This is a genomic window from Lysinibacillus sp. NPDC056959, assembly GCF_042674095.1.
Classification (GTDB): domain Bacteria; phylum Bacillota; class Bacilli; order Bacillales_A; family Planococcaceae; genus Lysinibacillus; species Lysinibacillus zambalensis.
In genome coordinates, this window is record NZ_JBHURE010000020.1 from 58944 (window position 1) to 71204 (window position 12261).

Genomic DNA, 12261 nt, shown 5'->3' on the forward strand with positions numbered 1-12261 from the left:
GGTTAATCAACACACTTGATAATTTATTTAAGGCACAATTCCGATAACTCATTGGAATCGTGCCTTTTAATTTAGAAAAGAGAATATCCCCGATAGCGCGGGAAAGACAAAACAAAAAAGCTATCTAATAGAATCTTTCAATCTATTAGACAGCTTCCTATCTTATTATCTATTTATTTTTACGTTTTTCATTATAATCAATCCAGAAATCTGCACCTTTAATTCCTAGTTTACGAGGATCAAAAACAGGATCTTTTCCTTCTTTTTTCTGTCTCTCATAGTCCTTTAATGCAACTATAGCAGGCTTCATAATAATTAAAATCGCTATAACGTTAATCCAAACCATTAGTCCTAATCCAACATCCCCCATAGCCCAAGCAAGGTCGGAAGTACGTATAGTACCGTAAAACGCAGCAATTAAAATTGCAAATTTAGCTAGCCAAATGACGACCTTCTCTGTAGTTCCTGAGAATAAATAAGCCACATTTGTTTCGGCAATGTAGTAGTATGCCATTATCGTCGTGAAAGCAAAGAAGAATAATGCGATCGCTACGAATGGTCCACCAAAGCCTGGTAATGAAGAGTCAACTGCATATTGTGTATATGCTGCACCTTCTTTAATACTTTTCGCAAATGTTACTTGCTCATCTCCAGTTAATCCACCTTTATTGAAATCACCAACATAAACATATGAATCAGTGCCTTCTGCAGCTTTTTCATCCTGTACATTGTACATTCCAGTAAATAAAATCATAAATGCAGTAGCTGAACAAATTAATAATGTATCAATGTATACAGAAGCTGCTTGCACGATACCTTGTTTAGCAGGGTGTGATACTTCTGCTGCAGCAGCCGGATGCGCACCTGTCCCTTGCCCTGCCTCATTTGAATAAATACCACGTTTAACCCCCCACGCAATAGCGGAGCCAACAATACCACCGAAGATTTCTTGCGCACCAAATGCACTAGAAAAAATTAATGAAAATACAGCTGGTACTTCTTTAATATTCATTGCGATAATGACAATGGCCATAAGAATATATGCTAATGCCATAAACGGTACAATGACCTGTGCAGCATTGGCAATCCATTTTACCCCACCGATAATAATAGTACCTAATAATACAACAATAATAAGTCCTGTAATCCAAGTGTCAACAGAGAAAGCGTTTTCAACAGCTGTCGCAATTGCATTTGATTGAACACCCGGCATCAACACTAACATAGCAGCTAATGCAGCAACAGCGAAAATGACAGCAAACCATTTTTGCCCCATTCCCTTTTCTATGTAAAAAGCTGGCCCACCACGATATTCTGTATCTTTCTCTTCTTTATAAATTTGAGCTAATGTCGACTCAACATAAGCAGTTGCCGCACCGATAAAGGCGATTGCCCACATCCAAAAAACAGCACCAGGTCCCCCCATCCCGATTGCTGTAGCTGTACCGGCAATATTACCTGTACCTACTCGACCAGATAATGCAATAGACATTGCTTGGAAAGATGAAATTCCCTTTTCCGATTTTTCGCCTTTAAACATTAAAACAAACATATCTTTAATGTGTCTTACTTGTAGGAACCTTGTAATGATTGAAAAGAAGAGCCCAATTAACAATATGCCATAAATAAACCATGGTCCCCATAAAATCTCATTCATTTTCCCAACGATTGCTTCCATTTTACCCCTCCAATTTGAAAAATAATACTTTAGGTCATTATAGTATTACACTTTTCAGAAAATTACAACATTATATTCAAGTAACAAAAAGTTAGTAATTTTCTAGTTAATTGGAGAGGTCATTCACTACTTAATTATATAGCCAATGTTTCGAAGAGCATTATTAATAAAATCACGTATATAAACAAAAATCTCGTCACGCTCTACTTCATGAAATAGATTATGATAACTGTTTGCCCATTCTTTAAATTGAAACTCTGTAAAGTCCTGCAGATGAAGCCAATTACGAGTTTGTTTAGTTTCAGTAATATTATCTTTTTCAGCTGTCATCACTAACATAGGTCTATTAGGGAATTCTGCCTTAGGCAATAACACTAAATTGCGCATCATTTGCTGTAGTTCTCGATACCATTTCACTGAAACAACTGACGAAAAAGGAACTTCATCCTTCATCTCATCTCTACCTTCTACACTGCGCGTTAAAGATTCTATAGTAATTTCATGAGTCAGCTTCACATTTGCAGTCAGGGCACTTAAACTAGTTAAAGCATTTGATAATTTACCTGGCAGTAGCTTTAAATGAAGCCATGGTGAAGTTAAAATAATTCCTGCGCATTCATATTTTCGTTTTTGCATGGTATGTAGTAATAGTGTCGCACCAAGCCCATGCCCTATTAAAAAGACAGGTAGATTATACGAAAAAGCATTCTCGATTAAATGCCTTGTATATTTGTTGTATTCTTTAAAATCTTCATCGTGAACATTTGAAAACCCTTTATTCACTCCATGATTAGGTAAATCCCCCATGACTATGTGGAAGCCTTCCAATCTTAATTTTTCTATAAGCCATGCATACCAGCGGTGATTTTCATATGCACCATGAAGAATTGCAACCACAGCCTTTGCTTGTCCATCAGCTTCCCATTTCCACATTTCACATAGTCCTCCTAAAAAAATAATTACACAATGATTATAACGAAATATCTAGCTCATTTTAATTTAATATTTCCATCTAGTTGCGTATTTGATACGATAATATTACATCATAGAAAGAAAAGAGGCGATTCTCATGATCTATCCATTTAAAGGTAAAACACCCAATATTGATCCATCTGTATTTATTGCCGATTATGCGACCATAACTGGTGACGTTACAGTAGGTGCTGAAACAACTATTTGGTTTAACACAGTTATTCGAGGGGATGTATCACCGACAATTATCGGAAAAAGAGTTAGTATTCAAGACCTCTGTTGCTTGCATCAAAGCCCTAAATATCCACTAATTATCGAAGATGAGGTAACAGTCGGACATCAAGTAACTTTACATAGCTGTACGATTCGTAAGAAAGCCTTAATAGGTATGGGCTCTATCATATTAGACGGAGCGGAGATTGGAGAGGGTGCATTTATTGGGGCAGGTAGCCTTGTTCCTCCAGGCAAAGTCATTCCTCCAAATAGCTTAGCATTAGGGCGTCCCGCAAAAGTTGTAAGAGAATTAAATGATGAAGATAAAGAAGATATGGAACGCATCATACATGAATATGTAGAAAAAGGCCAATACTATAAATCTCTTCAACCAAAGAATAAATAGTTATTTCAACTAAATCAAAGCAGCTCCACGTTGCTTAGACAACCGATCCCCACGTGATTATATATGGCGCTTATTTTTTTGATCAATTATGCCTCGGCATAATTGCGTCCGGAATCGGCTTTGTGCTTAGGCCTGCGTGAGGGCCGACACGATGTCGGTCATTTCGGTAATGCCACAGGACATGGCCCTTTTACCGATGTAGGTCAGTTAGTCGTTATCGCATGAATGCGATGGTTTTAGGCTAACATCCCCTAAGCACTCCTTTCTGATTCCGTGACATCCACCGGGGGCTTTAACTTCTTTCAGCGGGTGTTTAGACACCCGCTGAAAGAAGTTAAAAACAACGAAAGGGGCAATAGCATGTTAAGCCCCTTTCTGTAATAGTATCTTAAAATATTTGTCCAACCACTTTATTACTTTAGCTGAATAGTTTATAAACCTGCTTTTTCTTTTAATGCGTCTGCTTTGTCCGTTTGTTCCCAAGGTACATTTAAGTCTGTACGACCGAAGTGACCATATGCTGCAGTTTGCTTATAAATTGGGCGACGAAGGTTAAGCATTTTAATAATCCCTGCTGGGCGTAGGTCAAATAGCTCGCGTACCCATTTTACAATTTCACTTTCCGTAACTTTTCCTGTCCCGAATGTATCAACAGCAATAGATACAGGTTGAGCAACACCAATCGCATAAGCTAGTTGTACTTCAGCTCGATCTGCTAAACCAGCTGCTACGATATTTTTTGCCACATAGCGGGCTGCATATGCCGCTGAACGGTCTACCTTAGTTGCATCCTTACCAGAGAAAGCACCACCACCATGACGGGCATAGCCACCGTATGTATCAACGATGATTTTACGTCCAGTTAGGCCAGCATCTCCTTTTGGACCACCAATTACGAATCGGCCAGTTGGGTTGATGAAATATTTAGTCTCGGCATCTAATAATTCACTCGGAACAACTGGAGCAATAACGAATTCTTTTAAGTCTGCTTGAATTTGCTCAAGTGTAGCTTCTTCGTCATGCTGTGTAGAAATGACAATCGTATCAACTCGCACTGGTACATTGTTTTCATCATACTCAATTGTTACTTGTGTTTTTCCGTCTGGACGTAAATAACCTAGTTCACCAGATTTACGTACTTCCGTTAAACGACGAGCCAATTTATGCGCTAAACTAATTGGTAACGGCATAAGCTCTGGTGTTTCGTTACATGCATAACCGAACATTAAGCCTTGGTCACCTGCGCCAATTGCTTCAATGTCAGCGTCTGTCATAGAGCCTTCACGTGCCTCTAATGCTTGGTCAACACCTTGAGCAATATCAGGTGATTGTTCACCAATAGCAACAAGTACTGCTAGATTTTCAGCATCAAAGCCATATTTCCCACGTGTATAACCGATTTCTGCTACAGTATCACGAACGATACCTTTAATGTCTACATAAGTAGACGTAGTAATTTCTCCTGCTACTAATACTAAACCAGTAGTTACTGTTGTTTCACACGCTACACGTGCGTTTGGATCTTCTGCTAAAATAGCATCTAAAATGGCATCCGAGATTTGATCACAAATTTTGTCTGGATGTCCTTCTGTTACACTTTCTGATGTAAACAGTCGACGTTTTGTCATTTGGTTTTCCTCCAATTACTTTTACAAATAATATTTGCGAATTAATACGGTACTCATTACCCATGTCAAGCCCGCTCCTATAGATTGAACTCTAAAGCAGTTGTTGCTGTCGCTACGTTTACACTACGTTTCCGCACAAAAAACAACTACTGCTTTTAACACGAGGTTTTCGAAAGATCCGTCATTATAATAAGGAAAGGACTATATACTTACCTTTACATTCGTTTTTAACAATAAAAAAATCCTTTTCTCACGCTTACTTAACATGAGGAAAGGAATAATGACTTCGTAACCTTTCACTCTTATCGTTCAAGGGGTTTCCCTTGCATCAGGTTGGCACCAGCGCATGTCGTGAAATAGTTCATGCAGGTTGCCGGGTTTCACAGGGCCTGACCCTCCACCAGCTCGGGATAAGAGTATCCGTTCAATATCTCATAATACGGAAAAGGTCGAACGTTGTCAAATATTTTTAACTTCTTTCAGCGAGTGCCCAAACACCCGCTAAAATAGGGAAACTCAGTGTAAGAACGCCACGTCCTGTAGCATTACCGAAAGCGAAAATCATGTCGGCTCTCGTGCTGTCGCAAAGACAAAAACACATTGCTGTCACTACGTTAACACTGCGCTTTCGCAAAATAACGTCTCCAGGCATAAGCACAAAACCGATTCCGGACGCTTTGTTTATCTATAGCGAAAGCAAAGCGTTAGCTACAGTTATACCATTATTATGAAACTCATTTGTATTATCCTGTAAATTCAAACAAAATAATCCCTACTCTCCACCTCACATCATGTGTTAACATATGTGTAACCCTTTACAGCACATTTTGTAGTGAAAGCAAAGCGTCAGCTACGGAACATGTGGTGGATGAAAATGATTGTAGCCCCTTTTCAATTGAAGACAAGCTCCAACTAATAAAAACAAGCTGAAAACTTCACATCCTGTGCGAACCTCATATAAGCCAAAAGCTTCTAGAACACAATTTTGCTGTGTCGAAAGTGATTGACTGATCACTTATAATAGATAGGGTAAAAAGCATTATCAAAACGAATCAATTTACTTTTTGTCGTTTTCTTGAAAAGTAATAAAATCTGAAAAATAATTTCTGAATTAGTATAGATTATTTAAGCAATTGTGTTATACTATTTTTGAAATTAAGAAAATCTCCCTCAGACTCAAGGGAATACTATAAAAAAGGATGGTATTTAATCGATGAATTCAGTAGAAATTGCAAACGAACTGAAGGAATTATTAAGCGGCAGTAACATTAATGTTCAACTTTCAGTACCACAATTAGCTGAAAAAGCTACTTCTCGTGGTGAAGCTATGTTAACAGTAGATGGCGCAGTTCGTGCAGAAACTGGCAAATACACTGGTCGTTCACCTAAAGATAAATATACGGTAGAAGAAGAGAGCACAAAAGATAAAATTGACTGGGGAAAAGTTAACCGACCAATTTCTTCTGAAGTGTTCGATAACTTATATGTAAAAGTAGTAAAATATTTAAAAGAACAGGACGAATTATTCGTATTCAAAGGCTTTGCTGGTGCTGACAAAGATTCTCAATTAAGCATTCAAGTAATCAATGAATATGCTTGGCACAATCTGTTCGCTCATCAATTATTTATCCGTCCAACTAAAGAGGAATTAGCTTCTCATGTTGCTGACTTCACAGTTATCTCAGCTCCTAATTTCAAAGCAGACCCTGCCGTTGATGGCACTGCTTCTGAAACATTCATCATTGTATCACTTGAAAAGAAAATCATCCTAATCGGTGGTACTGAATACGCTGGTGAAATCAAAAAGTCTATTTTCGGTATTATGAACTACTTATTACCACAACAAGGCATCCTTTCAATGCACTGCTCAGCAAACGTTGGTGAAGCTGGTGATGTTGCATTATTCTTCGGTTTATCTGGTACTGGTAAAACTACTTTATCAGCAGATCCTGATCGTAAGCTTATCGGTGACGATGAACACGGATGGTCTGATAACGGTGTATTCAACATTGAGGGCGGTTGCTACGCAAAAACAATTAACCTTTCTGCTGAAAAAGAACCAGAAATCTACAACGCAATTCGCTTCGGTTCTGTTTTAGAAAACGTAGCTGTTGATCCAGAAACTCGTGTTTGTGACTATGATGACGGTTCATTAACAGAAAATACACGTGTAGCTTATCCAATTCAATACATTGAAAATATTGTTGATCCATCTGTTGCTGGTCACCCAAAAACAATCATCTTCTTAACAGCTGATGCATTTGGTGTATTACCTCCAATCAGTAAATTAACAAAAGAGCAAGCAATGTACCACTTCCTAAGCGGTTTCACATCTAAACTTGCTGGTACAGAACGTGGTGTAACAGAGCCAGAACCAGTATTCTCTACTTGCTTCGGTTCTCCATTCCTTCCACTTCCAGCAACAGTTTATGCTGAAATGTTAGGTCAAAAAATTGACGAGCACGGTGCACAAGTATTCTTAGTGAACACTGGTTGGACTGGTGGCGAATATGGTACTGGTAGCCGTATGAAGCTTTCTTACACTCGTACAATGGTGCGCGCTGCAATTGATGGTAAATTAACTGATGTTGAAACAATTCAAGATTCAGTATTCGGTTTAAACATCCCAACTACTATTGAGGGTGTACCAACTGAAGTGCTTAATCCTCGTGATGCATGGGCAGACAAAGCTGCTTATGATAAAAAAGCTGCTGAACTTGCTGGTTTATTCAACGAAAACTTCAAGAAATTCTCAAATGTTTCTGAAGCTATCACAAACCTTGGTGGTCCATTAAAATAATTTACTAAGCAAAGGGAACGATTTCAGTCGTTCCCTTTTTTGTTGAAAGAGAAAATTTTTATGAAAATGAGGGAGATTTCCATACTAGGCTACTCGCTATCCTTTGTATCTAGCCACTTCCACTGCCTTGCATTTTGTTGCCGCTTCCATTTCGTATTCAAAACATTAGCGTTTTAACACTTTTAATTACAGTAGCATGCCAGAAGATACACGCTGAGTGAAAGGATTGATTGGAGCGGAGACTGGGCGACTCCTTGGGGATCAGCGATATAGAGGAACGAAGGCTAAAAGCATCACGTCCTGTGATAACGCCTTCGTGACCAACATCCTGCTGTTGCTGTCGCTGCGCTTTCGCACAAACAAAACCAAAACCTGCTGTTGCTGTCGCTGCGTTAACACTACGCTTTCGCGCAAAAAACATCTGTTGGCCCGAGACCCTGCAGTGAAGCGAAGCGGCTCATCTGACGCCCCCAGGAAGCTCTGCTCTGTGCGAAAGCGTAGCGACAGCAACAAATGTTTTAACTGTGCGAAAGCGAAGCGACAGCAACAACAAATGTTTTCTGTAGCGAAAGCAAAGCGGCAGCTACAAATGTTTTAACTGCGCGAAAGCGAAACGTCAGCGGCAAAGCGCCCAGTCGGAGCGGAAATCAATCCCTCATTTTTGCCGAAGAGCCACACTAAATTAATAGTAGTTCGACAACATACAAAGGGATCGATTCAAGTCATTCCCTTTTTTATTTTCCCCTATTTTAGAAAAGTCCACTTTTCATATTGGAAACTTTGTGTATAATTCATAATAGTAGTTTTAGGAGGAAATATATGAAAAGAAAGTATAAAGTGATTATTACCATTGTCAGTCTTCTATTAGTATTGTTTGTTGGTGCTGGATTTTTTGCAGGGAATTATTTTTATAATCTCGCCTTAAATCCTAATACAGATAAATCAGCTGTGCTTGATGCACCGCACAATTCAATCGCTGTTAATCCTAAGGAAGCAAAAGAAAAAGAAGAGAGTGAAAAATGGTTTAAGGAGAATTACCAGGATTCTTATGTAAAGTCTTTTGATGATTTGAAATTACATGCCTATACGCTTAAAAATACAAACGAAACAAATAAATGGGCAATTGTTTTCCATGGATATTCATCTGATGGCTCACAAATGTCAAAGTATGCTAAGCATTTTTATGATACAGGCTACAATGTTCTCATACCAGATGCAAGAGCTCATGGAAAAAGCGAGGGTGACTATATTGGGATGGGCTGGCACGATCGGCTTGATGTAGTCTCATGGATTAATAATGTTACCAATTCAGATAAAAACGCTGAAATTATTTTGTATGGTATTTCCATGGGAGGTGCTACAGTGATGATGGCCTCAGGAGAAGATCTCCCTAACAATGTTAAGGCTATAATTGAGGATTGCGGTTATTCCTCAGTTTGGGATGAATTCTCCTACCAATTACAAGAAATCTTTCATTTACCGGCCTTTCCTATTATGCACTTCTCTTCAATTGTTACGAAAGTAAGAGCTGACTATACGCTTGGTGAAGCAAATACTGTCGAGCAAGTTGCCAAATCGAAAACGCCGATGTTATTTATTCATGGAAGTAATGATACATTTGTGCCATCTAATATGCTAAATGAAGTATATGAAGCTGCCAATGTACCGAAGGAGAAAATGATAGTTGAAGGTGCTGGACATGGCGGTGCAGAAAGCGTTGCTGGTGATTCGTACTGGGAAACTATTAATAACTTTTTAGTGAAATACGTAAAGTAAGTTTCCTTTTTCCAACCGTTCATGTGCCTGCCGTAAAGCACCTGAACGGTTTTTTGGGCTACCTGAGCAGTTTTTCTAACAAAAAAACTCCATTTTGAAAAAGAGTTAATCAAAATGGAGTTAATTATCTAATTTTACCGATCTTCATCTATTGTCGTTTCATCCATTCACAAAGTGCATGTACTGTCTCTCTATTTTTGGCAGGTGGATACTGATGAGCGTAGCGACGATCATACCATGTCTCATATGATATATTGGCATCTTTTAAATAAAATTCTAACTGTCTAGCATGTTCAATATCTACATTTTCATCACGATAGCCATGAATAATAAGGACAGGAGCTGTCATATGCTCTACCTCAAAAAGTGGTGTTCGGGCATCATAAGCTTCTGGTACACGATTAGGTGTCCCTCCAATTACACGCTTCATCATTCGGCGCATATCTGTTCGCTCCCAATATGTAGCTGTTGCATCAGATACTCCTGCCCATGTTACAACAGATGTAATATCTCTACGTAAGATTGCAGTCCAAAGTGCCATAATACCGCCACGTGAAAAACCAAAGACATGAATATTATCATTACAGAACTGCTTTAGTACGTCTACTGCGTATACAGCGTCATAACGATCAGCTCCTGCAAACTCATCTCGACCTTCTCCACCTCGATTGCCACGGTAATATGGGGCAAAAACGATAAAGCCTTGTGCTGCAAACTGAGCGACACGCGAAGGTCTAACCATACCAATGCTTTGCATCCCTCCACGTAAATATAAAAAACCATCATATGTACCTTCTGCCTTAGGTTCCGCTAATAATCCCTTCACACGTAGACCCTGTGACATATACGTGATTTCCGTTAAACGAATAGCTGGATTGGGCGAAGGATAAGGACGTTTTTTAACGATCTTACCATTGGTCATAATGTTTCAACTCCTCCAGCATTTTCTTCATTCCTTCATCCTTCATATGAAAACTTAAATTTGGATGATTAGTAAATTCTTCATCTGTTAGCCAAGTCATCCCTGAAGTTTCTAAATCAAAATCAATGTCCTCCTGCCCCGCAAACTGTGCAGTAAAGACCGTTTTACAAAATAAATTGTCATCATGAACGGCATATTCAGCAAACCATCTAAGGTTTTTTACATGAACACCAGTCTCCTCGAATACTTCCCGAACCGCTGCCTGCTCCAATGTTTCCCCAGGTTCTAGCTTTCCACCTGGAACCTCTACACCACGGCGTTTATGAATCGTACATAACCACTTATTTTCATGCTTTAATAAAACAAGTACATGCTTAGGCTCAACGTCCAATTCGCCTCTTATAAAACTTAAATCCACTCGTAAACCATTTAAATCTGTAAATGAGAACATGCTCATCAACTCCTTTGTTCATGTTAAAGCCTTATTTCACACACTGAGCCCAATCAATTACTAATAGAGATTGGCATTCTTCGGTGTTATGGTGATGGTCTTTTATTTTCACTATAGTGTAATCATGTAGCTACAATCAACAAATAAAATTCACTACTTTTCAACTCCGATATTTACAAAGTGTAAATATCATGTCATTAAGATTGATTTTCACGAATGAGAGTTATTAGCAACGATCTTTGAGAAAACAGCCTTTTATAATTGAAAGTACAATAAAAGTAGTTTTCACTAATTAATTCTTAAATAAAAAAGATCACTGAAGTATTCAGTGATCTTAACTTTTAAGCACGTTTGTTGAAATAAGGAAGTTGCTCCACAAATGCCTTTGTATCCGCATCCCCATATTCATGAACTAGTGCATAGATTTTTTTTAATCGTAAATCAATTTCATCATTTTCTCTATCAAGATGATATTGGATATATGGCAATTGCGCACGCCATGCATTCGCAATCTCCAACATCTGCATTTGCTGAAATATTTTTTCAAATACATCTAATGCTTGTCTGTCTACATTGAGCTCAAAATTCCACGGTCCTGCATATGGATTTGTATAATATGTTCTATTGGCAAGTGAAAAATATACACGCTGACGATCCATTTTTACAAAACACTCCTTTTACCATAGTATGGCGGTAAAAGTACTGTTTTATTCGCTGGAATGTCAAACTTCCTTCACAACTAAGTAAGTTTATCTATTTTATAATAGGAAGTGATGAATCAGGAACGGAGTGAATGCCATGAGTTTAGTCACACTCTTAATTGTAGCCGCAATCATCGTTGTATTAATAACGGTCGCGACTATTATTAGTGTCAATCGTGCGTATGCTTTTAAACATACAGTTGACGAAAAACCTCAGCAAAGCTTTCATCGAGATGATGACTAGTTCAATTTGTACATTTTTTTTAGCAATTCTTTTATAATATTATTATCAAGTAGAATTTGGAGTGAACGCAATGGGAGTACCATTACCAATAATCATTATGATCGCAATGATGATGCTTATGTTTGGCGTATCTGTCATTATCCTGTTGAAGAAAAAAAGCAATTTCTTTACACAAACTATCGATGCTAAGCCTAAGCAATCCAACGCTCAACAAGAGGACAAAGAAATATGAAATATCCCTTTATATGGCTCATTAAGTTTTACAGAAAATTTATATCACCCATGACACCGCCATCCTGTCGCTTCCATCCTACATGCTCCTCCTATGGACTTGAAGCTTTTCAAAAACACGGTGCCATTAAAGGATTCTATTTAACGATTAAACGTATATCAAAATGCCAACCATTCCATCCAGGCGGCTTTGATCCAGTACCTGAAAAATGGCCTTCGAAAAAGAATTAATCTTCGAG

Annotated in this window: 12 protein-coding genes and 1 riboswitch; of the genes, 6 read left to right on the forward strand and 6 right to left on the reverse strand. The window is 38.4% G+C overall.

Annotation, left to right across the window (positions count from 1 at the left end):
* Window positions 1-169 precede the first annotated feature (169 nt).
* Both ACFTQ7_RS18895 and ACFTQ7_RS18900 read right to left on the reverse strand, forming a co-directional pair.
* Window positions 170-1678, reverse strand: coding sequence for an alanine/glycine:cation symporter family protein (locus ACFTQ7_RS18895; RefSeq protein ID WP_349659127.1), 1509 nt, complete (start codon window positions 1676-1678; stop codon window positions 170-172).
* 126 nt (window positions 1679-1804) lie between these two features.
* Window positions 1805-2611 (reverse strand): alpha/beta hydrolase, encoded by an 807-nt coding sequence (locus ACFTQ7_RS18900; RefSeq protein ID WP_386830377.1) that lies wholly within the window; start codon window positions 2609-2611, stop codon window positions 1805-1807.
* Between the two features lie 136 nt (window positions 2612-2747).
* On the opposite strand from ACFTQ7_RS18900, the gene ACFTQ7_RS18905 reads away from it, so the two are divergent.
* On the forward strand, window positions 2748-3269 hold the full coding sequence (locus ACFTQ7_RS18905) for a gamma carbonic anhydrase (protein WP_386830378.1): 522 nt from the start codon (window positions 2748-2750) through the stop codon (window positions 3267-3269).
* A 431-nt stretch (window positions 3270-3700) separates the two neighbouring features.
* On the opposite strand, the gene metK is transcribed toward ACFTQ7_RS18905, so the two are convergent.
* Window positions 3701-4897, reverse strand: a complete 1197-nt coding sequence (metK, locus tag ACFTQ7_RS18910) for a methionine adenosyltransferase (protein ID WP_349659124.1) — start codon at window positions 4895-4897, stop codon at window positions 3701-3703.
* A gap of 299 nt (window positions 4898-5196) precedes the next feature.
* Window positions 5197-5314, reverse strand: a riboswitch (SAM riboswitch).
* Between the two features lie 796 nt (window positions 5315-6110).
* Between metK and pckA the strand changes: the two genes are divergently transcribed.
* Window positions 6111-7697 (forward strand): phosphoenolpyruvate carboxykinase (ATP), encoded by a 1587-nt coding sequence (pckA, locus tag ACFTQ7_RS18915; RefSeq protein WP_349659123.1) that lies wholly within the window; start codon window positions 6111-6113, stop codon window positions 7695-7697.
* Between the two features lie 819 nt (window positions 7698-8516).
* A complete protein-coding gene (locus ACFTQ7_RS18920) occupies window positions 8517-9473 on the forward strand; it encodes an alpha/beta hydrolase (protein ID WP_386830379.1) in 957 nt (318 codons plus the stop codon).
* Between the two features lie 148 nt (window positions 9474-9621).
* On the opposite strand, the gene ACFTQ7_RS18925 is transcribed toward ACFTQ7_RS18920, so the two are convergent.
* The 3 genes from ACFTQ7_RS18925 to ACFTQ7_RS18935 all read right to left on the reverse strand — a co-directional run bounded on the left by ACFTQ7_RS18925 (window position 9622) and on the right by ACFTQ7_RS18935 (window position 11505).
* Window positions 9622-10398 carry an alpha/beta hydrolase family protein gene (locus tag ACFTQ7_RS18925; RefSeq protein WP_386830393.1) on the reverse strand — a complete coding sequence of 259 codons (777 nt, stop codon included), beginning with the start codon at window positions 10396-10398 and terminating at the stop codon, window positions 9622-9624.
* Window positions 10382-10846: an NUDIX domain-containing protein gene (locus ACFTQ7_RS18930; protein ID WP_386830380.1), complete on the reverse strand. Its 465-nt coding sequence runs from the start codon at window positions 10844-10846 to the stop codon at window positions 10382-10384. Before ACFTQ7_RS18930 ends, ACFTQ7_RS18925 begins: the two co-directional genes overlap by 17 nt.
* Window positions 10847-11187: 341 nt before the next feature.
* A complete protein-coding gene (locus tag ACFTQ7_RS18935) occupies window positions 11188-11505 on the reverse strand; it encodes a transposase (RefSeq protein WP_197140191.1) in 318 nt (105 codons plus the stop codon).
* Window positions 11506-11644: 139 nt separating this feature from the next.
* Between ACFTQ7_RS18935 and ytzI the strand changes: the two genes are divergently transcribed.
* The 3 genes from ytzI (at window position 11645) to yidD (ending at window position 12253) form a co-directional block, all read left to right on the forward strand.
* Window positions 11645-11791 carry a YtzI protein gene (gene ytzI, locus ACFTQ7_RS18940; protein WP_349659119.1) on the forward strand — a complete coding sequence of 49 codons (147 nt, stop codon included), beginning with the start codon at window positions 11645-11647 and terminating at the stop codon, window positions 11789-11791.
* A 70-nt stretch (window positions 11792-11861) separates the two neighbouring features.
* On the forward strand, window positions 11862-12023 hold the full coding sequence (locus tag ACFTQ7_RS18945) for a hypothetical protein (RefSeq protein ID WP_386830381.1): 162 nt from the start codon (window positions 11862-11864) through the stop codon (window positions 12021-12023).
* Complete coding sequence (yidD, locus tag ACFTQ7_RS18950; RefSeq protein ID WP_053485074.1) at window positions 12020-12253, forward strand: membrane protein insertion efficiency factor YidD; 234 nt, start codon at window positions 12020-12022, stop codon at window positions 12251-12253. Before ACFTQ7_RS18945 ends, yidD begins: the two co-directional genes overlap by 4 nt.
* Window positions 12254-12261 lie beyond the last annotated feature (8 nt).

Coding starts and splice junctions, on each gene's coding strand:
- ACFTQ7_RS18900 (WP_386830377.1), bottom strand. CDS start 2,611: ATGTGGAAATGGGAAGCTGATGGACAAGCAAAGGCTGTGGTTGCAATT.
- ACFTQ7_RS18920 (WP_386830379.1), top strand. CDS start 8,517: ATGAAAAGAAAGTATAAAGTGATTATTACCATTGTCAGTCTTCTATTA.
- pckA (WP_349659123.1), top strand. CDS start 6,111: ATGAATTCAGTAGAAATTGCAAACGAACTGAAGGAATTATTAAGCGGC.
- ACFTQ7_RS18935 (WP_197140191.1), bottom strand. CDS start 11,505: ATGGATCGTCAGCGTGTATATTTTTCACTTGCCAATAGAACATATTAT.
- yidD (WP_053485074.1), top strand. CDS start 12,020: ATGAAATATCCCTTTATATGGCTCATTAAGTTTTACAGAAAATTTATA.
- ACFTQ7_RS18930 (WP_386830380.1), bottom strand. CDS start 10,846: ATGTTCTCATTTACAGATTTAAATGGTTTACGAGTGGATTTAAGTTTT.
- ytzI (WP_349659119.1), top strand. CDS start 11,645: ATGAGTTTAGTCACACTCTTAATTGTAGCCGCAATCATCGTTGTATTA.
- ACFTQ7_RS18945 (WP_386830381.1), top strand. CDS start 11,862: ATGGGAGTACCATTACCAATAATCATTATGATCGCAATGATGATGCTT.
- metK (WP_349659124.1), bottom strand. CDS start 4,897: ATGACAAAACGTCGACTGTTTACATCAGAAAGTGTAACAGAAGGACAT.
- ACFTQ7_RS18905 (WP_386830378.1), top strand. CDS start 2,748: ATGATCTATCCATTTAAAGGTAAAACACCCAATATTGATCCATCTGTA.
- ACFTQ7_RS18895 (WP_349659127.1), bottom strand. CDS start 1,678: ATGGAAGCAATCGTTGGGAAAATGAATGAGATTTTATGGGGACCATGG.